The organism is Geodermatophilus sp. SYSU D00525, from assembly GCF_054050475.1.
Window position 1 is genome coordinate 25,644 of record NZ_JBJGZK010000030.1, and the last position, 20,902, is coordinate 46,545.

At 76.4% G+C, this 20,902-nt stretch carries 26 protein-coding genes; 13 read left to right on the forward strand and 13 right to left on the reverse strand.

Features of this window, described 5'->3' with window-relative positions; all coding sequences use genetic code 11:
* Positions 1-28: 28 nt before the first annotated feature.
* Positions 29-1,258 (reverse strand): ArsA family ATPase, encoded by a 1,230-nt coding sequence (locus ACI796_RS19835; protein WP_456942938.1) that lies wholly within the window; start codon positions 1,256-1,258, stop codon positions 29-31.
* The gene (locus ACI796_RS19840; RefSeq protein WP_456942939.1) at positions 1,255-2,244 is read right to left on the reverse strand and encodes an ArsA-related P-loop ATPase; all 990 of its coding nucleotides are present in this window, start codon (positions 2,242-2,244) and stop codon (positions 1,255-1,257) included. Before ACI796_RS19840 ends, ACI796_RS19835 begins: the two co-directional genes overlap by 4 nt.
* Positions 2,245-2,339: 95 nt before the next feature.
* On the opposite strand from ACI796_RS19840, the gene ACI796_RS19845 reads away from it, so the two are divergent.
* The 3 genes from ACI796_RS19845 to ACI796_RS19855 are packed head-to-tail and all read left to right on the forward strand — an operon-like array spanning position 2,340 to position 3,791.
* The gene (locus ACI796_RS19845; protein ID WP_456942940.1) at positions 2,340-2,513 is read left to right on the forward strand and encodes a hypothetical protein; all 174 of its coding nucleotides are present in this window, start codon (positions 2,340-2,342) and stop codon (positions 2,511-2,513) included.
* Positions 2,514-2,523: 10 nt separating this feature from the next.
* Positions 2,524-3,003, forward strand: coding sequence for a RidA family protein (locus ACI796_RS19850; RefSeq protein WP_456942941.1), 480 nt, complete (start codon positions 2,524-2,526; stop codon positions 3,001-3,003).
* Positions 3,000-3,791, forward strand: a complete 792-nt coding sequence (locus ACI796_RS19855; RefSeq protein WP_456942942.1) for an NUDIX hydrolase — start codon at positions 3,000-3,002, stop codon at positions 3,789-3,791. Before ACI796_RS19850 ends, ACI796_RS19855 begins: the two co-directional genes overlap by 4 nt.
* Before the next feature lie 59 nt (positions 3,792-3,850).
* On the opposite strand, the gene ACI796_RS19860 is transcribed toward ACI796_RS19855, so the two are convergent.
* On the reverse strand, positions 3,851-4,528 hold the full coding sequence (locus ACI796_RS19860) for a Crp/Fnr family transcriptional regulator (protein ID WP_456903448.1): 678 nt from the start codon (positions 4,526-4,528) through the stop codon (positions 3,851-3,853).
* A gap of 162 nt (positions 4,529-4,690) precedes the next feature.
* Positions 4,691-4,930, reverse strand: a complete 240-nt coding sequence (locus ACI796_RS19865; RefSeq protein WP_456942943.1) for a hypothetical protein — start codon at positions 4,928-4,930, stop codon at positions 4,691-4,693.
* 94 nt (positions 4,931-5,024) lie between these two features.
* Here ACI796_RS19865 and nth point away from each other — a divergent pair, with 94 nt between their 5' ends.
* Genes nth through ACI796_RS19890 form a run of 5 tightly spaced genes read left to right on the forward strand, consistent with a single transcriptional unit; the run spans position 5,025 to position 8,786 of the window.
* Positions 5,025-5,807: an endonuclease III gene (gene nth / locus ACI796_RS19870; protein ID WP_456942944.1), complete on the forward strand. Its 783-nt coding sequence runs from the start codon at positions 5,025-5,027 to the stop codon at positions 5,805-5,807.
* Positions 5,804-6,388, forward strand: coding sequence for a TlpA family protein disulfide reductase (locus ACI796_RS19875; RefSeq protein ID WP_456942945.1), 585 nt, complete (start codon positions 5,804-5,806; stop codon positions 6,386-6,388). The genes nth and ACI796_RS19875 overlap by 4 nt, the downstream gene beginning before the upstream one ends.
* Entirely contained in the window at positions 6,385-7,149 is a 765-nt protein-coding gene (locus tag ACI796_RS19880; RefSeq protein WP_456942946.1) for an NUDIX hydrolase, read from the forward strand. The genes ACI796_RS19875 and ACI796_RS19880 overlap by 4 nt, the downstream gene beginning before the upstream one ends.
* Positions 7,146-7,601, forward strand: a complete 456-nt coding sequence (locus tag ACI796_RS19885) for a cupredoxin domain-containing protein (RefSeq protein ID WP_456942947.1) — start codon at positions 7,146-7,148, stop codon at positions 7,599-7,601. The genes ACI796_RS19880 and ACI796_RS19885 overlap by 4 nt, the downstream gene beginning before the upstream one ends.
* A 3-nt stretch (positions 7,602-7,604) precedes the next feature.
* Positions 7,605-8,786: a MarP family serine protease gene (locus tag ACI796_RS19890; protein WP_456942948.1), complete on the forward strand. Its 1,182-nt coding sequence runs from the start codon at positions 7,605-7,607 to the stop codon at positions 8,784-8,786.
* Positions 8,787-8,858: 72 nt separating this feature from the next.
* On the opposite strand, the gene ACI796_RS19895 is transcribed toward ACI796_RS19890, so the two are convergent.
* The 3 genes from ACI796_RS19895 to acs form a co-directional block, all read right to left on the reverse strand.
* Complete coding sequence (locus tag ACI796_RS19895; RefSeq protein ID WP_456942949.1) at positions 8,859-9,662, reverse strand: alpha/beta fold hydrolase; 804 nt, start codon at positions 9,660-9,662, stop codon at positions 8,859-8,861.
* A gap of 140 nt (positions 9,663-9,802) precedes the next feature.
* The gene (locus ACI796_RS19900; protein WP_456942950.1) at positions 9,803-10,306 is read right to left on the reverse strand and encodes a phage holin family protein; all 504 of its coding nucleotides are present in this window, start codon (positions 10,304-10,306) and stop codon (positions 9,803-9,805) included.
* Between the two features lie 170 nt (positions 10,307-10,476).
* Positions 10,477-12,429 (reverse strand): acetate--CoA ligase, encoded by a 1,953-nt coding sequence (gene acs / locus ACI796_RS19905; RefSeq protein WP_456942951.1) that lies wholly within the window; start codon positions 12,427-12,429, stop codon positions 10,477-10,479.
* A gap of 122 nt (positions 12,430-12,551) precedes the next feature.
* Here acs and ACI796_RS19910 point away from each other — a divergent pair, with 122 nt between their 5' ends.
* Positions 12,552-13,259 carry a (2Fe-2S)-binding protein gene (locus ACI796_RS19910; RefSeq protein ID WP_456942952.1) on the forward strand — a complete coding sequence of 236 codons (708 nt, stop codon included), beginning with the start codon at positions 12,552-12,554 and terminating at the stop codon, positions 13,257-13,259.
* A gap of 10 nt (positions 13,260-13,269) precedes the next feature.
* Here ACI796_RS19910 and ACI796_RS19915 read toward each other — a convergent pair whose 3' ends face one another.
* On the reverse strand, positions 13,270-14,295 hold the full coding sequence (locus tag ACI796_RS19915; protein WP_456942953.1) for an S-adenosylmethionine:tRNA ribosyltransferase-isomerase: 1,026 nt from the start codon (positions 14,293-14,295) through the stop codon (positions 13,270-13,272).
* The gene (locus ACI796_RS19920; protein ID WP_456942954.1) at positions 14,292-14,987 is read right to left on the reverse strand and encodes an SDR family NAD(P)-dependent oxidoreductase; all 696 of its coding nucleotides are present in this window, start codon (positions 14,985-14,987) and stop codon (positions 14,292-14,294) included. The genes ACI796_RS19915 and ACI796_RS19920 overlap by 4 nt, the downstream gene beginning before the upstream one ends.
* Positions 14,988-15,033: 46 nt before the next feature.
* Here ACI796_RS19920 and soxR point away from each other — a divergent pair, with 46 nt between their 5' ends.
* The 4 genes from soxR (at position 15,034) to ACI796_RS19940 (ending at position 18,086) form a co-directional block, all read left to right on the forward strand.
* Positions 15,034-15,501 (forward strand): redox-sensitive transcriptional activator SoxR, encoded by a 468-nt coding sequence (gene soxR, locus ACI796_RS19925; RefSeq protein ID WP_456942955.1) that lies wholly within the window; start codon positions 15,034-15,036, stop codon positions 15,499-15,501.
* Positions 15,502-15,589: 88 nt separating this feature from the next.
* Positions 15,590-16,441, forward strand: a complete 852-nt coding sequence (gene ygiD, locus ACI796_RS19930) for a 4,5-DOPA-extradiol-dioxygenase (protein WP_456942956.1) — start codon at positions 15,590-15,592, stop codon at positions 16,439-16,441.
* A gap of 219 nt (positions 16,442-16,660) precedes the next feature.
* A complete protein-coding gene (locus ACI796_RS19935; RefSeq protein ID WP_456942957.1) occupies positions 16,661-17,422 on the forward strand; it encodes a hypothetical protein in 762 nt (253 codons plus the stop codon).
* Positions 17,406-18,086, forward strand: coding sequence for a class F sortase (locus ACI796_RS19940; protein ID WP_456942958.1), 681 nt, complete (start codon positions 17,406-17,408; stop codon positions 18,084-18,086). Before ACI796_RS19935 ends, ACI796_RS19940 begins: the two co-directional genes overlap by 17 nt.
* Here the strand turns inward: ACI796_RS19940 and ACI796_RS19945 are convergent.
* From ACI796_RS19945 to ACI796_RS19960, 4 genes are read right to left on the reverse strand one after another with little or no spacing between them, the layout of a single operon-like run.
* Positions 18,083-18,364, reverse strand: a complete 282-nt coding sequence (locus ACI796_RS19945; protein WP_456942959.1) for a helix-turn-helix transcriptional regulator — start codon at positions 18,362-18,364, stop codon at positions 18,083-18,085. The two genes, ACI796_RS19940 and ACI796_RS19945, sit on opposite strands and share 4 nt — an antisense overlap.
* Entirely contained in the window at positions 18,361-19,215 is an 855-nt protein-coding gene (locus ACI796_RS19950; protein WP_456942960.1) for an ABC transporter permease, read from the reverse strand. Before ACI796_RS19950 ends, ACI796_RS19945 begins: the two co-directional genes overlap by 4 nt.
* The gene (locus ACI796_RS19955; RefSeq protein ID WP_456942961.1) at positions 19,212-20,144 is read right to left on the reverse strand and encodes an ABC transporter ATP-binding protein; all 933 of its coding nucleotides are present in this window, start codon (positions 20,142-20,144) and stop codon (positions 19,212-19,214) included. The genes ACI796_RS19950 and ACI796_RS19955 overlap by 4 nt, the downstream gene beginning before the upstream one ends.
* 49 nt (positions 20,145-20,193) lie before the next feature.
* Entirely contained in the window at positions 20,194-20,901 is a 708-nt protein-coding gene (locus tag ACI796_RS19960; RefSeq protein WP_456942962.1) for an SGNH/GDSL hydrolase family protein, read from the reverse strand.
* Position 20,902 lies beyond the last annotated feature (1 nt).

Consider the following 20,902-nt stretch of genomic DNA (forward strand, 5'->3'; position numbering starts at 1 on the left):
ACGGGGCCGGGGTGGCCCGGACGGGTGATCAGGCGCGGCGCGCGGGCAGCACCCGGGTGCGCGGCACGCCCGTCGGCGTGTCGGCGTCGGGACCGGTCAGCGCGTCGGCCATGGTGCGCAGCCCGTCGAGGTCGTGGACGTCGCCGGCGGCCGCCGGGACCGTCCGCATCGCCACCTCCGGGTGGGCGCTGGTGAACCGGTCGGCCAGCCGCTGCTCGCGGGCGGCCACGGTCATCCGCTCGGCGTGCACCCGCAGGGCGCCGGCGGCCAGCGCCGCGGCGGGGTCGCCGTCCCCGTTCTCGGCGGCGGCCTCGGCGGCCGCCTCGGCGCGGGTGGCCGACAGCCGGGTGCTCGCCGGCGGGTGGGTGCGGTTGAGCACCAGCCCGGCCAGCGGCATGCCCTCGGCCGAGAGCCGGTCGACGAAGTAGGAGGCCTCGCGCAGCGCGTCCGGCTCCGGCGTCGCGACGACGACGAACCAGGTGCCCGGGCGCCGCAGCAGCTCGTAGGTGGCGGTGGCCCGCTCGCGGAAGCCGCCGAACATCGTGTCCAGCGCGGTGACGAACGCGGAGATGTCGCGCAGCAGCTGGCCGCCGAGGACCTTGCTGATGATCCGGCTGAAGAACATCAGCCCCGCGCCGGCGACGCGCAACCCGGCCCGGCCGCCGGCGCGGGCCGGCGCGGTGAGCAGCCGGATCATCGTGCCGTCGAGGAACCGGCTCATCCTGTTGGGCGCGTCGAGGAAGTCCAGCGCCGACCGGGACGGGGGCGTGTCGACGACGATCAGGTCCCAGGTGTCGGCCGCCCGCAGCTGGCCCAGCTTCTCCATCGCCATGTACTCCTGCGTCCCGGAGAACGACGAGGACAGGGTCTGGTAGAAGGGGTTGGCCAGGATCTGCTCGGCGCGCTCGGGCGTCGAGTGAGCGGACACGATGTCGTCGAACGTCCGCTTCATGTCCAGCATCATCGCGTGGAGCTCGCCCGCCGCCCCCGGGACGTCGACCCGCCGCGGCTCGTTGTCCAGCTCCCGCAGGCCCAGCGACTGCGCCAGCCGGCGGGCCGGGTCGATGGTCAGCACGACGACGCGGCGGCCGGCCTCCGCGGCGGCGAGGGCGAGCGCGGCCGACGTCGTCGTCTTGCCGACCCCGCCCGAGCCGCAGCAGACGACGATCCGGGTGCCGCGGTCCTCGATCAGGGAGGCGAGGTCCATCGGCGGGGCGTGCCGGTCGGCCGCCGGGGAGGCGGCGCGGGCCGCGCTCACGCCGGCACCTCCGCGCCGAGGTGCTCCTCGAGCCGGTCGGCCAGCTCGAACAGGCAGCCGAGGTCCACGGGGCCGGGCAGCAGCGGCAGCTCCACCGTCGGCCGGTCGAAGGACTCCACCCGGGCGCGCAGCGCGTCCTGCGCCGCCCACCGCTGCGCGTGCTCGACCGCCTCCGCGGCCAGCGCGTCGGCCAGCGCCGGGTCGGCCGGCAGGCCCGCGGCGGTCAGCCCGGGCACGAGGTCGGCCCCGGTCACCTCGCCCTCGGCGGCCCGCACCAGCGCCGGCTCGGGCAGCACCGGCTCGGTGGCCATGTTCACGATCACCGAGCCGACGGGCAGCTTGGCCTCGGTGAGCTCGGCGATGGCGTCGGCGGTCTCCTGCACCGGCATGTCCTCGAGGAGGGTGACCAGGTGCACCGCCGTCTGGGGGGAGCGCAGCACCGCCATCACGCCGTCGCTCTGCGTCTTGATCGGGCCGGAGCGTGCCAGGCCGGCCATCTCGCTGGTGACGTTGAGGAACCTGGTGATCCGCCCGGTCGGCGGGGCGTCGACGACGACCGCGTCGTAGACCCGGTGGCCGTCCTTGCGCCGGGTCACCGCCTCCTTGATCTTCCCGGTGATCAGGACGTCGCGCAGGCCCGGGGCGATCGTCGTCGCGAAGTCGACGGCGCCCATCCTGCGCAGCGCCCGGCCGGCGCGGCGGAGGTTGTAGAACATCTCGAGGTACTCGAGCAGGGCCTCCTCGACGTCGATCGCCAGCGCCCGCACCTCCCCGCCGTGGCGGGTGACCGCGACCCGGCGCTCCTCGTAGGGCAGCGGCGGGGTGTCGAAGAGCTGGGCGATGCCCTGCCGGCCCTCGCACTCGACGAGCAGGACGGTGCGGCCCTCCGACGCCAGGGCCAGGGCCAGGGCGGCGGCGACCGTGGTCTTGCCGGTCCCGCCCTTCCCGGTGACGACGTGGCAGCGCACGGGGAAGTCGGGGCTCACCCTGACCAGCCTAGGAGCACTCCGGGGACCACGGCCCGTCGCGGCCGCAGCGCACCCCCGGCTGGGCTCCCGGCGCTGCGCTAGCGTCGTCCCCCATGAGCGATCCGGCCCGCCGCAGGTGGGAGTACGCCACCATCCCGCTGCTGATCCACAACACCAAGGCGATCCTCGACTCGTGGGGGACCGACGGGTGGGAGCTGGTGACGGTGCTGCCCGGCCCGACCGGCCCCGAGCAGCCGGTCGCCTACCTCAAGCGCCCGCTGGACTGAGGCGGCGGCGATGACGCAGGGGATGCAGGCCCCGAGCTGGCACGCGCGGCTGGCCGAACTCGGCATCCGGCTGCCCCCGGTGGCCGCGCCGGTCGCCTCCTACGTGCCGGCCGTGCGCACCGGGACCCTGGTGTTCACCTCCGGCCAGCTGCCGTTCGTCGACGGCGGGCTGCGGCGCACCGGCAAGGTGGGCGGCTCCGTCGACCCCGAGGACGCCGCCGCCGACGCCAAGCTGTGCGCCCTCAACGCGCTGGCCGCCGTGGACGACCTGGTCGGCCTGGACCAGGTGGCCCGGATCGTGCGCGTCGTCGGCTACGTGGCCAGCGCGGAGGGCTTCAGCGGCCAGCCGCGGGTGGTCAACGGCGCCAGCGAGCTGCTCGGCAAGGTCTTCGGCGACGCCGGCCGGCACGCCCGCAGCGCGATCGGCGTGGCCGAGCTGCCGCTGGGCGCGCCGGTGGAGATCGAGCTCACCGTCGAACTGCGCGCATGACGGAGATCCGCCCGGCGGCGACGGTCCTGCTGCTCCGCGACGGCGCGGGAGGGCTGGAGGTGCACCTGCTGCGCCGCACGCGCGGCATGCCCTTCGCCGGGGGGATGACCGCCTACCCCGGCGGCGGGGTGGACCCGCGCGACGGGGACACCGCGGTCGCCTGGGCCGGGCCGCCGCCCGCCGAGTGGGCGCAGGCGCTGGGCTGCGACGAGCGGGTGGCCCGGGAGCTGGTGTGCGCCGCCGTCCGCGAGACCTTCGAGGAGGCCGGCGTCCTGCTGGCCGGCTCGCCCGACGGCGGCGACGTCGTGCCGGACGTGTCCGGGGACGACTGGGAGGCGCAGCGGCAGGCGCTGCTCACCCGCGAGCTGTCGCTGGCCGAGCTGCTGGCCGCCCGCGGCCTGGCGCTGCGGGCGGACCTGCTGCGGCCGTTCGCGCACTGGATCACGCCGCCGCAGGAGACCCGCCGCTACGACACCCGCTTCTTCGTCGCGGCGCTGCCGGTGGGGCAGGAGGCCCGCGACGTCTCCGGGGAGGCCGACGAGGCCAGCTGGCTGACGCCGGAGGCCGCGCTGACCGAGATGTCGGCCGGCGCCCGGCCGATGCTGCCGCCCACGATCCACACGCTGCGCCAGCTGTCGGCCTTCCCCGACGCGGCGGCCGCGCTGGCGGGATCCCCGCCGGAGCCGCTGCACCCGATCGTGCCGGAGCTGCGGACCACGCCCGAGGGACGCTTCGCCGAGCTCCCCGACGGCACCCGCATCGGCCTCGTGGTGCCCCTTCCTTCCTGAGGGGGTGGACACGAGAGGCCCAGGACCCGGCGGGTCCTGGGCCTCTCGTGTCCAGACGATCAGCGCGCGCGGCGGCGGAGGCGGTCCTCGTCGAGGACGACGACCGACTTGCCCTGCAGCTGGATCCAGCCGCGGTGCACGAAGTCGGCCAGCGCCTTGTTGACCGTCTCGCGGGAGGCGCCGACCAGCTGGGCCAGCTCCTCCTGCGTGAGGTCGTGCTTGACCCGCAGGCCGTCGGCCTCGCGGCTGCCGAACCGGTCGGCCATCTGCAGCAGCGCCTTGGCCACCCGGCCGGGGACGTCGGTGAAGATCAGGTCGGCCACCGAGTCGTTGGTGCGCCGCAGCCGGCGGGCGAGCACGTGCAGCAGCCGCTCGCCGACCTCGGGGTGCGCCTCGATCCACGGGCGCAGCACCGACTGCGGCATCTTGGCCAGCTTGACGTCGGTGACCGCGGTGGCCGTGGCCGTGCGCGGGCCGGGGTCGAACACCGACAGCTCACCGAACTGGTCGGAGGGGCCCATGACGGCCAGCACGTTCTCGCGGCCGTCGGGGGAGCGCCGCGACAGCTTGATCTTGCCGCTCAGCACGATGTAGAGGCTGTCGCCCGGCTCGCCCTCGTTGAACACGACCCGACCGCGGGGCAGGGTGATCGTCTCCAGACGGCTGGCGACCGGGTCGACGGCGTCCTCCGAGAGTCCCTGGAAGAGCCCCGACTGGGCCAGCACCTCGTCCACCACGATTTCTCTCCACCCCACCGTTCCGCGTTCGACCTGCGGGGCGTCGGCCCCGCATCCAGACGGGAGTCTAGGCGGCTGTGCGCACGGTCACCCGTTCGGAGACACGCGGGGTGACCCGCGGGGGTGAGGACCGGCCCCCGGGGAGCGACGCGGTGTGAGGGACTAGACCAGCGGTTCGGCGCCCTGGCGGACCCGCGACCGGCGACGGCGGCGCCAGCGGGCCATCGCCCGGCGGATGCCCGAGGCGGCGAGGGTGTCCACGTCGCCCGGGGTCGCCGACTCGAGGAACTCGGCCACCTCGCGCGGCGACGTCGGACGGCGCAGGGGCTCCTCGACGCGCTCCATGACCAGCAGGAACGCGATGACCATCGGGGGGAAGAGGATGACGATGAGCGCGACCACGTCACCTCCATGGTCCGGTCGCTGCTGAGCGGGCCTGTACCGCCATGGTGGCACGGCCCGGAGGGTGTCGCCGGTGACGCCTACCCTCGACCGCGTGTCCACGCCGGCCTACGCGCGCCCCGCTGCGCGCCGTGCTCCCGACCGCCGTCCGGCCGCCGTGCCCTTCGACCCGGACGAGACGCCGCTGGCCCGCACCCGCCGCGCCCGCCGGATGGCCCGTGAGCTGGCCGTCATCCACCCCGACGCGCACTGCGAGCTCGACTTCACCGACGCCTTCGAGCTCCTCGTGGCCACCGTGCTCTCGGCGCAGACCACCGACAAGACGGTGAACAAGGTCACGCCGGCGCTGTTCGCGAGGTACCCCGACCCGGTGGCGCTCGCCGGGGCCGACCGGGCCGACCTCGAGGAGATCCTCAAGCCCACCGGCTTCTTCCGCGCCAAGGCCACCTCGGTGCTGGGCCTGGCGCAGGCGCTGGTCGAGCGCTTCGACGGCGAGGTGCCGGGCCGGATGGCCGACCTGGTCACGCTGCCCGGGGTCGGCCGCAAGACGGCGAACGTCGTCCTCGGCAACGCCTTCGGCGTCCCGGGGCTGACCGTCGACACCCACTTCGGCCGGCTGGTCCGCCGCTTCGGCTGGACCGCCGAGGAGGACCCGGTCAAGGTCGAGGCCGAGGTCGCCGGGCTGGTCCCCAAGCGCGACTGGACCATGTTCAGCCACCGCGTGATCTTCCACGGCCGCCGCGTCTGCCACGCCAAGAAGGCGGCCTGCGGGGCGTGCGGGCTGGCCCGCTGGTGCCCGTCCTACGGCATCGGGCCCACCGACCCCGAGGCCGCCACGAAGCTGGTCAAGACGCCCGCGGCGTCGGACACCGAGTGAGCGCCCGGCGCGCGGCGGCGCTGCTGCTCGGCCTCGGGCTGCTGGTGTCGTCCTGCACCGCCGAGGCCGACGAGCCCGAGGCGCCCGAGCGGGCCACCGTCGCCTCCACCCGGACGGACCTGGCGGCCTGTCCGGAGCAGCCGGACGCGCCGGCCGCCGGCAGCGACCTGTCGGGCGTCGCGCCGATCGAGTGCTTCAGCGGCGGCACGCTCGACCTCGGCCGCGCCCCGGGCGTGCCCACCGTGCTCAACCTGTGGGCCAGCTGGTGCGGCCCGTGCCGCGAGGAGCTGCCGCTGGTGCAGCAGCTCGCCGACGCCGCCGGCGACCGGGTCCGCGTCGTGGGCGTGATCAGCCAGGACGGCGTCCCGCAGGCGGCGTCCTTCGCGGCGGACGCCGGGGTGACGGTCCCCGGCGCGTTCGACGGGCACGGCGACGTCGCCGCGGCGCTGGGGCTGCGCGGCCTCCCGCACACGGTCCTCCTGGCCGCCGACGGCTCGGTGGCCTTCGTGCGGACCGGCGCGGTCGAGTCGCTCGACGAGCTGCGCGCCCTGGTCGCCGAGCACCTCGGGGTGCAGCTGTGACCGGGCTCCTGCCCGGCGCCGACACCACCGGCCTGCCGGGCTACCTGCTGCGGCTGGTGGCCGCCGCAGCCGACCTCCCGCTGCGGCACCGGGTGCAGGCGGCCACCGACACCGCACGCCGCTCGGCGGTGCTCGTCCTCTTCGGTGAGGGTCCGCGCGGCGCCGACGTCCTGCTCATCGAGAAGTCCGCGCGGCTGCGCACGCACGCCGGGCAGCCGGCCTTCCCCGGCGGCGGCGCCGACCCGGGGGAGGACTACCCGGTGGGCACCGCGCTGCGCGAGGCGCAGGAGGAGGCCGGCGTCGACCCGGCGGGGGTCCGGGTGCTGGCCACGCTGCCCGAGCTGTTCCTCGGGCCGTCGGACAACCTCGTCGTCCCGGTGGTGGCCTGGTGGGACGACCCGGGCGACGTCGCGGTCGGCGACCCGGCGGAGGTGGCGCGGGTGGCCCGGGTGCCGCTGGCCGACCTCACCGACCCGGTCAACCGGTTCCGCGTGCGCCACCCGGCGGGGTACGTCGGGCCGGCGTTCGGCGTCGCCGGGATGGTCGTGTGGGGCTTCACCGCGGCGCTGCTCGACGCCGTCCTCGAGGCCGCGGGCCTGGCGCGGCCCTGGGACGCCCGGGACGTGCGCCCGCTGGCGCCGGTGCGGCCCGCGACCGCCCCGGGTTCGCTAGGGGAGGGCGGCACCGAGGACGCCGCCGCGCCGACGGTGGCCGACGGCGCGACCGGGGACGCCGCGGCCAGTACGGTTCCGCGGCGATGAGCGGGATCTGGACGCGCCGCCTCCCCGCGGCGCTGGCCGGCGCGGTGCTGGCGGCCGGGGTGCTGGCCGGTTGTGGCTCCGGCGGCGACGACGGCGGTACCGCGGCGCAGCCGAGCGCCGGTGCGGCGCCCGGCACGGTCACCACGGCCGAGGACGGCGTCCAGGAGGTCACCATCCAGACGCCGGACGACTACGTGTTCGTCCCCGACACCTTCACCGTGGCGCCCGGCCGGGTCCGGCTGACCGTGCAGAGCACCGCCACGCAGGCCACCCACAACTTCCGCTTCACGCCCGGCGCCGGCGTGGAGGAGATCCCCGAGGAGATCCCGCTGCTGGCCGCCGGTGCGACGGAGACGATCGAGTTCGAGGTCACCGCGCCCGGGGACCACCCGTTCGAGTGCAGCTTCCACGTCCAGCTCGGCCAGACCGGCGTCATGACGGTGCGCGGCTGACCCATGTCGCTGGTCGACCTCGTCCTCATCGCGCTGGCCCTGGGCTTCGCCTTCTCCGGCTTCCGGCAGGGGCTGGTGGTGTCGGCGACCTCGTTCCTCGGCTTCCTCGGCGGCGCGGTGCTCGGCGCCCAGCTGTCCGGGCCCGTCGCCGACCGGCTCGACGGCTCCCCGGTCACCCGGGTGTTCGCCGCGCTCGTCGTCGTCCTGGCGGGGGCGCTGCTCGGGCAGCTGCTGGCCGGCGCGATCGGGCGGGCGGTGCGTCGCCGGGTCACCTGGGAGCCGGCCGAGGTGCTCGACTCGGTCGCCGGCGCCGTGGTGTCGGCGATCGCGGTGCTGCTCGTGGCGTGGATGGTCGCCACCCCGCTGGCCACCGCGCCGTTCCCCGGGCTCGCCGGGCAGGTGCGCACGTCGGCGCTGGTGCAGGCGGTGGACCGGGCCGTGCCCGACAGCGTCCGGGCGGTGTACGACTCGCTGCGCGAGGCGATCGACCGGCGCGGGCTGCCCGACGTCCTGGACCCGCTCACGCCCACCCAGGCCCGCGAGGTCGAGGCGCCGGACGCGGCGCTGGCCGCCAGCCCGGTCGTCGGGCAGGTGCAGGGGTCGGTCGTGAAGATCAGCGGCATCGCGCCGTCGTGCTCGCGGCAGATCGACGGCTCCGGGTTCGTCTACGCGCCCGGCCGGGTCATGACCAACGCGCACGTGCTCGCCGGCGTGGACGACCCGGTCGTGGAGGCCGAGGGCGGGGAGTACGAGGCGACGCCGGTGTACGTCGACGAGGAGGTCGACGTCGCGGTGCTCGCCGTCCCGGACCTCCCGCAGGTGCCGCTGGCCTTCGCCCCCGAGGTCGCCGGCACCGGCGACGACGCGATCATCATGGGCTACCCCGGCGGCGGCGGGCTGTTCATCGGCCCGGCCCGCGTCCGCGACGAGGGCCCGATCAGCGGGCCGGACTTCCGCAACACCCGCACCGTCCAGCGCGACGTCTACGCGCTCTACGGCGAGGTGCGGGCCGGCAACTCCGGCGGGCCGCTGTTCGACCCGGCCGGGCAGGTCCTCGGCGTCGTGTTCGCCTCGGCGATCGACGACCCCACCACCGGCTACGCGCTCACCGCCCAGCAGGTCGCGCCCGCCGCCCAGGCCGGCGCCACCGCCACCGCCGAGGTCGACACCGGCCCGTGTGAGTAGAAGGACCCCCTTGCCCCCACGGCTCGCAGGCTCGCCGCGGGACCCTGCAAGGGGGCCGTTCCAGGACATCACCTATCCCGCGGCCCAGTCGGCGACGGCGCTGCCGACCGCGGCGGCGGCCTCCTCGGGCGGGAAGTGGCCGATGCCGGGGAGCTCGCGCCACTCGTAGGCGCCGGCCACGTAGCGGCCCGAGCCGCGGGCGGTCCGCGGCAGCACCAGCGGGTCGCCGTCGCCGTGCAGCTGCAGGGTCGGCGCGGTGACCGGCGCGGCCATCCGGCGGGCGTAGCGCAGCCCGTCGGGCCGCAGCTGGGAGCGCCCGGCCCAGCGGAAGTACTCCATCGAGCCGTAGGCCGCCTGCGGGATCCGCGCGGCGGACCGGTAGCGCTCGACGGCCTCGGCGAAGTCGGCGGTGTGCGTCCAGTCCCGCCCGGCCCAGTTGCGCAGGAACTCGGCGACCGGGTCGTCGTCGGTGCGGGTCAGCCGCCGCTCGGGCAGCCGGGGGACCTGGAAGCCCAGGACGTGCCGCAACGCCCGCCGCTGCGCCGGGTCGCGCAGACCGGCGCGCAGCAGCCGCGGGTGGGCCATCGAGACGACGACCAGGCGGCGCACGCTGCGCGGGTGCAGCGCGGCCATCGTCCAGGCGACCAGCCCGCCCCAGTCGTGCCCGACGACGACGGCGTCCCGCTCGCCGAGGGCGCGGACCAGCGCCGCGACGTCGCCGGCCGCCGTCGGCAGGTCGTAGCCGCGCGGGGGCTTGTCGCTGGCGCCGTAGCCGCGCAGGTCCGGCGCGACCGCCCGGAAGCCCGCCGCGGCGAGCACCGGCAGCTGGGCGCGCCAGGTCCACCAGAACTGCGGGAAGCCGTGCAGCAGGAGCACCAGCGGGCCCTCGCCGGCCTCGGCCAGGTGCAGCCGGACGCCGTTGGCCGAGGCGTCGCGGTGGAGCCAGGGACCGGGCAGCAGGACGCTGGTGGCGTCGGGGCGCTCGTCGGCGGGAGCGCCCCCGGTCTTCGCGGCGCTCAGACCAGGTAGCTGTCGGGGGAGCGCCGCTCGACGCGCCCGTTGCTCACCGTCGGCAGCGCGCGGCGCCGCTGGCCCGGCTGCTCGCGGTGCATGACCTCGGGCAGCTCGCGCAGCGACTCCAGGGTCCGCTCCGGCTTGTCGATCCGCTTGATCATGCGCACGCCCACCAGCGCGGCGAGGCCGGCGATCAGCAGCAGGCCCGCGGTGACGATGAGGTAGGAGACCCAGCGGGGCAGGCCCAGCCAGGTGAAGAGCTCGGCGAGCATGATGAACAGGAAGATGCCGGCGAAGGCCACGAGCACGCCGGCGGCGGCGAACAGCCCGCCGCTGATGCCGGCCTTCTTCGCCGAGCGGCCGATCTCGGACTTGGCCAGCTCGATCTCCCCGCGGATCAGCGTGGAGACGTCGGCCATGGCGCTCTGCACCAGCACGCCCACGGAGGGGTCGGCGCTGACGGCATGCCGCCCGGCGGGCTGGGTGGTCGACGCGCTGTGGGCCACGGGGGCTCCTCCCTGGTCGGACTGCTCGGACGGCCGCGGACGGCCTGGGGAGGATCTTGCCCCGTGACCGCCCGGATCACGCACCCGGAACCCGATCGGGCGGCCGGCGCAGGCACAGGAGGCTCTCCGCACGTCCCGGGCGTCAGGACGTGCGGAGAGCTTCCAGTACCTCAGTCCTCGGAGCCGCTGCTGGCGGGCAGCTTGTCCTTGATCAGGTTCATGACCGAGGAGTCGGTCAGCGTGGTGACGTCGCCGAGCTCGCGGTTCTCGGCCACGTCGCGCAGCAGCCGCCGCATGATCTTGCCCGAGCGGGTCTTGGGCAGCTCCTGGACGACCATGATCTGGCGCGGCTTGGCGATCGGGCCGATGTCCTTGGACACGTGGGTGCGCAGCTGCTGCACCAGGTCCTCGCCGGAGTCCTCGGCCGACCCGCGCAGGATCACGAACGCGACGATGCCCTGGCCGGTGGTCGGGTCCGACGCGCCGACGACCGCGGCCTCGGCGACGGCGGGGTGGGCGACCAGCGAGGACTCGACCTCGGTGGTCGAGATCCGGTGGCCCGACACGTTCATGACGTCGTCGACCCGGCCCAGCAGCCAGATGTCGCCGTCGGCGTCCTTCTTGGCCCCGTCGCCGGCGAAGTAGACCTCCTTGCCGAACCGCGACCAGTAGGTGTCGACGTAGCGGTCGTCGTCGCCCCAGATGGTGCGCAGCATCGACGGCCAGGGCTGCGTGAGGACCAGCAGGCCGGTGGTGTCGTCGCCGAGCTCGTTGCCCTCGTCGTCGACGACCTTGGCCGAGATGCCGGGGAACGGCGTCTGCGCCGAGCCGGGCTTCAGGTCGGTGACGCCGGGCAGCGGCGTGATCATGTGCGCGCCGGTCTCGGTCTGCCACCAGGTGTCGACGATCGGGCACCGGCCACCGCCGATGTTCTGGTGGTACCAGAGCCACGCCTCGGGGTTGATCGGCTCGCCGACCGAGCCGAGCACCCGCAGCGAGGTGAGGTCGAAGCCGGCGGGGATGTCCTCGCCCCACTTCATGAACGTCCGGATCACCGTCGGGGCGGTGTAGAGGATCGAGACGCGGTACTTCTCGATCAGCTCGAACCAGCGGCCGCGGTGCGGGGTCTCCGGGGTGCCCTCGTACACCACCGACGTCGCCCGGTTGGCCAGCGGCCCGTAGACGATGTAGCTGTGGCCGGTGACCCAACCGACGTCGGCGGCGGTCCAGTAGACGTCGGTGTCCGGCTTGAGGTCGAACGTCGCCCAGTGCGTGTAGGCGACCTGGGTGAGGTAGCCGCCGGAGGTGTGCAGGATCCCCTTCGGCTTCGCCGTCGTCCCGGACGTGTACATGATGTAGAGCGGGTGCTCGGCGTCGAAGGCCTCGGGCGTGTGCTCGGGCGACTGCCGGTCGACGACGTCGTGCCACCACAGGTCGCGGCCCTCGGTCCACTCGACGTCCTGCTCGGTCCGCTTCACCACCAGCACGTTGCGGACGCCCTCGGTGCGGCTCACGGCGTCGTCGACGGCGGGCTTGAGCGCGCTGGGCGCCCCCCGCCGGTAGCCGCCGTCGGCGGTGATCACCAGGACGGCGCCGGCGTCGGTGATCCGGCTGGCCAGCGCGTCGGCGGAGAAGCCGCCGAAGACGACCATGTGGACCGCGCCGATGCGGGCGCAGGCGAGCATCGCGACGATCGTCTCGGGGATCATCGGCATGTAGATCGCGACCCGGTCGCCGGCCTGCACGCCGAGCTCGAGCAGCGCGTTGGCCGCGCGGCAGACGTCCTCGGTGAGCTGGGCGTAGGTGATCGTGCGGGTGTCGCCCGGCTCGCCCTCCCAGTGGTAGGCGACCCGGTCGCCGTGGCCGGCCTCGACGTGCCGGTCCAGGCAGTTGTAGGCGACGTTGAGCTTCCCGCCGACGAACCACTTCGCGAACGGCGGGTTCGTCCAGTCGAGGACCTCGTCCCACTCCTGGGCCCAGGTCAGCCGGCGGGCGGCCTCCTCCCAGAACGCCAGCCGGTCGCGCTCGGCCTGCTCGTACACGTCCGGGCCCACGTTGGCGGACGCGGCCAGCTGCTCCGGCGCCGGGAACCGGCGGCCCTCCGACCCGGTCGACTCGCTCACGTGTGCTCCCTCCGTCTCGTCGCTGCGCACGCCGGGCTGGCGGCGTGTCCCAGCACACACCGTAGGGGCCCCGGCGGCCCGCGGGGCCGGGGACCGCAACGTCGTTGCAGCAGACTGGGGCCGTGGACGGCGGGCCGCAGGCGGTCGTGGCGGCCCGGGTGCCCGGGGCCGCCGGCCTCGGCCTGCTCGCCCCGCCGTCGGCGCGCCCGTTCCCGGCCACCCTGCTGGCCGACCCGGACTGGACGGCGGAGCGGGTCACCGCGCTGGGCCACCGCTACCGCAGCACCGACCGGCGGGCGCTGGCGACCGTGTGGTGGTACTCGGCCTCGGCGGTGCTGCTGACGCCGGTCGCCGCCGGGCTGGCCGCCGGCCGGCCGCTGTCGGCGCGGCTGGCCGACACCACGCTGTACGAGATCGCCGGCGGCACGGTGCTGGCCGGGGTCTCGCGGGCGCCCGCGGGCCCGGACCCGGTGGGGGAGCTGCGGGAGGCCCTGGGGTCGGCGGTCGCGGCTGTCGCCGCGGCCGGCGGGGTCCGCGAGCGGCCGCTGTGGGCCGTGGCCACCGACTCGCTGGCCGGCCGGCTGCTCGCCGTCGGCCGGGCGCTCGGCGACGTGGGGACGGTCACCGCGCTGGCCGCGCCGCTCGCCGCGGCCGTCGGCGAGCCGATGCCCGTCCCCCGGTACACCGACGTCGGCGGCGTCCGGTTCGTCCGCCGCGCCTCCTGCTGCCTGCTGGTCCGCGTGCCGGGCCAGCCGATGTGCACCGCCTGCCCGGCGCGCCCGCCGGCGGACCGGCAGGTGCTGCTGGAGGCCGCCGCCGGGCTCTGGTGAGGAGCCCGGGTCAGGGGAGGAAGAGCATCGAGTCGCCGAACTCGTGCCACAGGTAGGCGCCGGCCGCGGCCGCCTCGTAGGCGCGCGCGACCAGGTCCCGGCCGGCCACCGCCTCGAGCAGCAGCAGGTGGCTGGCCTCGGGCTCGTGCAGGCCGGTGACCAGCCCGGTCACCGCGCGGGCCGGGCGCTCCGGCCCCAGCACCAGGTCGGTCCAGCCCTCGCCGGGCCGGGTGACGCCGTCCTCGCCGGTCACCGTCTCCAGCGCCCGGGTGACGGTGGTGCCGACCGCGACCACCCGCCGCCCGGCCGCCCGCGTCGCGGTGACCAGCCGCGCGGTGACCTCCGGCACCCGGTAGCGCTCCGGCGCCGGTGGCTCGTGCAGCTCGGGGCTGGAGACGCCGGCGTGCAGCACGAGCGGCACCACCGGGACGCCGCGGGCCATCAGGCGGACCAGCAGGCGGTCGGTGAACGGCCGGCCGGCGCTGGCGTTCTCGGCGCTGCCCGGCTCGGTGGCGTAGACGTTCCGGACGTCGTCGAGGGCGGGCGGCCCGTGCAGGTGGCGGTAGCGGACCGGCTCGCCGTGCCGGGCCAGGTAGGCGGGGACGGCGACGGCCGGCTCGGCGACCGCCCGCCACAGCCGGCCGGGGCGCGCGGGGTCGGGGAAGCCGGCGCGCAGGACCAACCGCACGCCGCCGGGCAGGGCGAGCGCGGCACCCGGCTCCAGCCCGGTCTCGGGGCCGTCGTCGGCCGGACGCCGGACCTCGACCACCCAGGTCCCGTCGTCGAGCGTGGTCGAGACGTGCACCGGCGTGCGGGAGCCGTCGGCCCGGCGGGCGGTCAGGCGGGCCGGCAGCGTCGCCGAGGTGTTGACCACGACGAGGTCGCCGGGCTCCAGCAGGCCGGGCAGGTCGCGGAACCGGGCGTGGGTGAGGCTGCCCGGGCGGACGGCCATCAGCCGCACGCCGTCGCGGGTCAGGCCGCGGTGCTCCGGCGGCTCGGCGGCCTCCGCCCCCATCGGTACGGCGACGGCGGTCACCGGCGCACCGCCGCCGTCAGGTCGGCCACGCGCACCCGCGGGCCGGGCAGGTCGCCCTCGAGCAGCGTCAGCAGCGCCGGGGCGACGTCGGCGGGGTCGGCCAGGTCGGCCGGGTCGGCGCCGGGGTCGGCGGCGGCGTGCATGTCGGTGGCCATGTCGCCGGGGTCGACGGCGACCACGCGCAGCGCCGGGTGCTCGACGGCCAGCACCGCGGTGAGCAGGTCGAGCGCCGCCTTGCCCGCCCCGTAGCCGCCCCAGCCGGGGTAGGGCTCGACGGCGGCGTCGCTGCTGATCGACACGACCGTCCCGCCGGCGCGCCCGAGGGCCGGCAGCACGGCCTGCACCAGCGCGAGCGGGGCGACGGCGTTGGTCCGCAGCAGGTCCTCCAGCACCGCCGGCGGGAGGTCGGCCAGCCGGGGCAGCGGGGTGGGGCCGAGCGCGGAGGCGTTGTTGACCAGCAGGTCGAGGCGGTCGCCGGCGGCGGCGGCCAGCGCGGCGCGGTGGGCGGGGTCGGCGACGTCGCCCGGCACGGCGGTGACCAGGTCGGGGCGGGGGAGCCCGGCGACGGCGGCGGCCAGCCGGCCGGCGTCCCGGGCGTCGACGACGAGCCGCCAGCCGCGGCGGGACAGCTCGGTGGCGAGGGCCAGCCCGAGGCCGCGGGAGGCGCCGGTGACCACTGCGGTGGATGTCATGCGGCTACCGTGGGACCTCAAGTCGACTTGAGGTCAAGGGGGCGCCGTGGAGCTGCTCGCGATCGGGGAGGTCGCCGCCCGGTCCGGCCTCGCGCCGTCGGCCCTGCGCCACTACGAGGCCGAGGGGCTCATCGCGGCGAGCCGCACCCCCGGCGGCGCGCGGCGCTACCCCCGCTCGGTGCTGCGCCGGCTGGCGTTCGTCCGCGCGGCGCAGAACGTGGGGCTGTCGCTGCCGGAGATCCGCGAGGCGCTGGCCACGCTGCCCGACGGCCGCACCCCCTCGGCGCGCGACTGGGCGCGGCTGTCCCGCGGCTGGCGCGACCGGCTCGACGCGCAGATCGCCGCGCTCGAGCAGCTGCGCGACGGCCTCACCTCCTGCATCGGCTGCGGGTGCCTGTCGCTGACGGCGTGCGCGCTGTCCAACCCGGGCGACGCCGCGGCGGCCGAGGGGCCCGGCGCCCGGCGGCTGTCCCCGCTGCTGCGCCGGGTGCCGCCGGCCGGCCGCGCGGGCTGAGCGCACCTCGCGGGGCCGGTCGGAGGCGGGCATGATCCGGACGGGACCGGGCCGCCGGACGCCGTCACCCCCGGGGGAGGACAGTCGCATGACCCTCATGCCCGCCGCCTTCATCGGCCACGGCAACCCGCTGAACGCGCTGGAGCGCAACCGCTACACCGACGCCTGGCGCGCCTTCGGCCGCGCGGTGCCCCGGCCGCGGGCGATCCTCGTCGTCTCCGCGCACTGGTACGTGCACGCCACCGCGGTGACGGCGATGCCGCGCCCGCGCACCATCCACGACTTCTTCGGTTTCCCCGACCAGCTGTTCGACGTCTCCTACGAGGCGCCGGGGCTGCCCGAGCTGCACGAGCAGGTGTCCGACGTCGTGTCCCCGACCTGGGTGGGGGCCGACCTCGACAGCTGGGGGATCGACCACGGCGCCTGGTCGGTGCTGGTGCACGCCTTCCCCGACGCGGACGTCCCGGTGGTGCAGCTGTCGATCAACGCGCTCAAGGGCCCGGACTACCACCTGCAGATGGGCGCGGCCCTGGCGCCGCTGCGCGAGGACGGCGTCCTGGTGATCGGCAGCGGCAACGTGGTGCACAACCTCGGCGGGGTCAGCCGCGCGATGCCCGACGCCGGCTTCGACTGGGCGCAGCGCTTCGACCAGGCCGCGCGCGAGGCCATGCTCACCGACCCCGGCGCGGTGGGCCGCCTCGACGGGCACCGGGACTTCGACCTCGCCGTCCCCACGCCCGACCACTTCCTGCCGCTGCTGTACGTCGCCGGCATGGCCGGGGCCACCGGGACGACGGCGGAGGTGCTGGTCGACGGCTACGCCTACGGGTCGCTGTCGATGACCTCCTACACGGTCGGCATGCCCGCGCCCGGCAACGAGGGCGGCGGCTTCGCCGCCCCGCTGCCCGAGGGACCCCCACCGGACGGCGCCAACATCTAGCCGCTGCCGCAACGGTGACCGGTCCACTCCGGAGCGTGACGGCGGACCGCCCGGGCGGAGGGGTCCGTCACCGATCACTGTCACGGTCGTTCCCCCCGGACAGTGACGCAGCTCGCGTCCTGACATCCCCGGGGGGTCCCGTTGTCGTCCGCTCGCCGTTCCCCGTCCCGCAGGCCACGCGGCCGCCGGGCGCTCCTCGTCGCCGGCCTGGTCGCCGCGGTGGTCGCGACGCCCGGCGTCGCCGCGGCCGCGCCGGGCGACGCCCCCGCCGATCCGCTGGGCGAGGTCGTCACGACGCTCGGGCAGACCGTGACCGGGCAGGGCGACGCCCCCGCCGATCCCCCGGTGCTGCCCGGCACCGATGCGGTCCCGCCACCGGGCGTCGACCAGGAGGGCCCCTCCGAGCCTGCCTCCGCGGAGGAGGGCCCGGTCCCGCCGCTGCCGGAGGCGCTCGTGCAGGGCCTGCAGTCCGCGCTCACCCCGCTCGGCGTGCCGGAGCACTGCGTCCAGGGGGTGGCCGACCGCGTGCAGGACCTGCTCGACGGCGTGCTGGCCCAGGACCCCGCGGCGGCCGTGCAGGAGCTGGCCACCGGGCTGCAGCGGGCACTGACCGGCCTGGCCGCCGGGCAGCCGCCGGCACTGGACCCGGCCGTGCTCGGGGCCGGCGCCGCTGACGTGGCGGCCGACGTCGAGGCGCTGATCGCGGCGTTCGAGGCCTGCCTGCCCGCCCCGCCGGAGGCCCCCGAGCCGCCGGCGCCGGGGCCCGCTCCGGAGGCCCCGCACGCCGCGCCGGCCGCCGCGCCCGCGGCCCAGCAGCCCGTGCAGTACCTCGGCTACGCGCCGACCGGCGGGGACGAGGGCGTCGAGACCGAGGGGCCCGGCGCGGCGGTCCCGCTGGCCGCGCTGGGCGGTGCCCTCCTGGTCGCGGGCGGCGCCGGTGCCGCCGTCTCCCGGGCGCGGTCCCGTGCGGTCGGTCGCTAGGGAGCTCTCGGGCCAGCGCCTGCCGCTGCTGGTCTTCCTCGTCGTCCTCCTCGCCGGGGCCGGCGTGTTCGTCTGGACGGGGCGCCCGGCGGCCGACGCCGCCGCGGCGCCCCCGGCCGCCTCGCTGGTGGCGGTGCCGGCGACCGGGGAGGTGCCCGCCCTGCCGGCCGCCGCCACCCCGGCCGGGGGCCCGGTCGTGCCGGCGCGGATCGCGGTCCCGGCCCTCGGCGTCGACACCGCGGTCGAGTCCCGCGGGACGGTGCGGTACGAGAACCCGTTCACCGGCGAGCCCGTCGACGGCTACGGCGTGCCGCAGTCGATGCGCACGACGTCGTGGTGGTCCGACGGGCCGGCGCCCGGGTCCGGGCAGATGGCCGTCGTGCTCGGCCACGCCGGGGCCGCGGGCGGCGCGGTGTTCGACCGGCTGCCGGAGCTGTCCCCGGGCGACGAGGTGGTCCTGGTCGACGCCGGCGGCGCCTGGCTGCGGCTCGAGGTGCTGGGTGACCCCGTGACCGGGCTGGACAAGGCGACCTCCGCGCTGGCCGACACGCTCAACGGGCACCCGGCCGGCGCCGACCTCGCGCTGGTCACCTGCGGCGGCGAGTTCGACGAGTCCGCCGGCGCCAGCGAGGACAACACCGTCGTCTTCGCCCGGGTCGTCTAGCCGGCCGCCGCAGGCGGGTCGCCGGGCGCCGGGCGGGCGACGTCGCTGATCCGCGGGAACGGCCGGGTGGAGAAGACCACCTCGACCGGGAGCCCGAAGAACTCCGCGATGCGCAGCGCCAGGTGCAGGCTGGGGTTGTACTCGCCGCGCTCCAGGTAGCCGACCGTCTGGTAGTGGACGCCGAGGGCGTCGGCCAGCTCCCGCCGGGTCACGCCCTGCTCGGCCCGCAGCAGGGCGATCCGGTTGTAGACCGCGTCCTGGCCCCGGTCCGTGGTCACCGCACCCACTGCAGCGAGGCCTCGCGGGCCGCCTCGACCTGCGACCCCGACTGCCGGCGGGCCATCCGGCGCAACACCCGCGGGGTGACCAGCGCCCCGGACACCGCCCAGGCGGCGAGCACCAGCACCGTCGTGCCGGTGCGCCAGGAGTCGCCCACCTCGAGGGTCACCGCGGCGTCGGGCAGGAAGGCCGACCGGAGGCCGAGGCCGATCCAGTACACGGGGAACACCTGGGCGACCCCCTGCACCCAGCCCCACAGCGACTGCAGCGGGAAGAAGATCCCCGAGATCGCGGTGAGGACGAGGACGGGCAGCATCCCCCAGGTGCCCACCTTCTGGGTGCTGGGGACGACCGAGCCCAGCAGCATCCCGAGCGGCAGCGTCGCCAGCAGGCCGAGGACGACGACCCAGGCCACCGTGAGCCAGCCTGCGCCGCCGCCGTGCATGAGCCCGTCGAAGAGCAGGAAGCTCGGCACCAGGATCGTGAGCAGCGACGGCACCAGGTTCAGCGACTGGTAGGTGAGCTGCCCGGTGACGTAGCCCTGCATGCCGTGGGGCAGCGCCTTGTGCCGCAGGAGCGTGCCGTCCTCCCGCTGCATGGCCAGGTCGAACGCGGGGCCGATCACCAGACCGAAGGCCAGCAGCCCGCCGAGGATGCTCGGCAGCGCGTACGTCGGGTACGTCAGCCCGCTGTCCCCGATCTCGTTGTCCCGGTTGAACCACAGCAGGAGCAGCGTGCCCACGGCGGTGAACAGGTAGAACCCCTGGTCCTGCGGGCTGCGCACGCTCTGCAGGAACTCCCGCCAGCCCCGGCGCAGGCCCAGGGCGATCGCGTTCCGGGTCGGGTTCACCGCGCGGCCTCCTCCAGCACCGGCTCGGTCCGGGCGCCGGACTCGAGCCGCTGCACCATCGCCAGGTAGGTGTCCTCGAGGCTCGCCCGCCGGACCTCCAGGTCGGTCAGCTCGTCGCCGTGCTGCTCGAACAGGCGGCGGACGAAGGCGACGACGTCGGTGGTGGGGTGCACGAACCGCTCGGGGCCGCACGCCCAGCGCACCTCCGCGGTGCCGGCGACCTGGCGGCCGAGCTCCTCCGCGCTGCCGTCGGCGACGATCCGGCCGCCGGCCAGGATCAGGATGCGGTCGGCCAGCTTCTCCGCCTCCGCGAGGTCGTGCGTCGTCAGCAAGATGCTGGTGCCCTCGAGGTCGGACAGCCGGTGCACCAGCTCGTGGAAGTCGCGGCGGGCCTGCGGGTCGAACCCGGCGGTCGGCTCGTCGAGGAAGAGCAGCTCGGGACGGCCGATGATGCCGACCGCGACGTCCAGCCGCCGCCGCTGCCCGCCGGAGAGGGTGACGATCTTGCGGTCGGCGTGCTCGGTCAGCCCGACGGTGTCCAGGAGCCGGTCGACGTCGTACGGGCGCGGGCGGTCGGGCGTCGAGTACGGCGCGTAGTAGCCGCCGAGCTGGGTCAGCAGGCGGCGGGGCGTCCACCGGGCGTGGTCGCGCCAGGACTGCAGGACCACGCCCACCCGCGCCCGCCACGCGTCGCCGGCGCGCGCCGGGTCCTCCCCGAGCACCCGGACCTCCCCGGCCGAGCGGACCCGGAAGCCCTCCAGGATCTCGATCGTCGTCGTCTTCCCGGCGCCGTTGGGGCCGAGCAGGCAGACCACCTCGCCGGCCGAGACGGTGAGGTCGACGCCGGTCAGCACCTCGTGGGTGCCGTAGGTCATGCGCAGGCCGCGCACCTCGACGACGGGGTCGGGCACCGGAGGGGACACGGGCATCAGGGCCTCCGCGCAGGGGAGCCGGTGGTGTCCCGCGATAGTAGGACTGCTACATCGGCAGCGGAAGTGCTGCGGCGGCCAGCGCCTCGGCCCAGAGCGCGCAGGCCGCGGCGCCCGGGTGGAAGCCGTCCGCGGCGAACAGCCCGGGCCCGTCCAGCGGCGGCGCCGGCGCGTGCCGGACGCCCGGGCGGGCCAGGCGCCCCAGCTCGGCGTCGAGCGCCCGGGCCTGGCGGCCGAGCACCCCGCGCAGCGGCTGCGGCAGGGTGGGGAAGCGGCCGAGGTCCGGCAGCCCGGCCAGCACGACGACGCCGCCGGGTGCGGTCAGCGGCGCCAGGGCGGCGAGCAGCGCGGTCACGTCGCGGCGCCAGGCACCCGGCGAGCGCAGCCGCAGCGTGTCGTTGACGCCGAACGCGACCAGGACGACGTCGGCGGGCGGGCCGGCCAGCCCGGGGACCAGCAGCCCGAGGGCCCGAGCGACCGTGGTCCCGGTGCGCGCCGCCAGCCGCCAGTGCACCTCCCGGCCGCTGCGCCCGGCCAGCGCGGCGGCGAACCGGGCGGCGAGCCCGTCCTCCTGCGTGGCGACCCCGACGCCCGCGGCCGGCGACTCCCCGACGACCGCCACGGTCAGCGGCGGCCCGCCCCCGGGGACGACGCCGGCGCGCGGCCCGGGCGCCTCCGGCAGCACCGGCGTGCGGCGGCGGACACCCGCGCCCTGGACCAGCAGCACCGGGGCCAGGGCGACCGCGAGCGCGCGCACG

What these genes read in the sequence shown, in the direction of transcription:
- ACI796_RS19845 (WP_456942940.1), top strand. Translation starts at nt 2,340, where the DNA reads ATGAGCGATCCGGCCCGCCGCAGGTGGGAGTACGCCACCATCCCGCTG.
- ACI796_RS19850 (WP_456942941.1), top strand. Translation starts at nt 2,524, where the DNA reads ATGACGCAGGGGATGCAGGCCCCGAGCTGGCACGCGCGGCTGGCCGAA.
- ACI796_RS19855 (WP_456942942.1), top strand. Translation starts at nt 3,000, where the DNA reads ATGACGGAGATCCGCCCGGCGGCGACGGTCCTGCTGCTCCGCGACGGC.
- ACI796_RS19885 (WP_456942947.1), top strand. Translation starts at nt 7,146, where the DNA reads ATGAGCGGGATCTGGACGCGCCGCCTCCCCGCGGCGCTGGCCGGCGCG.
- ACI796_RS19890 (WP_456942948.1), top strand. Translation starts at nt 7,605, where the DNA reads ATGTCGCTGGTCGACCTCGTCCTCATCGCGCTGGCCCTGGGCTTCGCC.
- ACI796_RS19920 (WP_456942954.1), bottom strand. Translation starts at nt 14,987, where the DNA reads ATGACATCCACCGCAGTGGTCACCGGCGCCTCCCGCGGCCTCGGGCTG.
- ygiD (WP_456942956.1), top strand. Translation starts at nt 15,590, where the DNA reads ATGACCCTCATGCCCGCCGCCTTCATCGGCCACGGCAACCCGCTGAAC.
- ACI796_RS19955 (WP_456942961.1), bottom strand. Translation starts at nt 20,144, where the DNA reads ATGCCCGTGTCCCCTCCGGTGCCCGACCCCGTCGTCGAGGTGCGCGGC.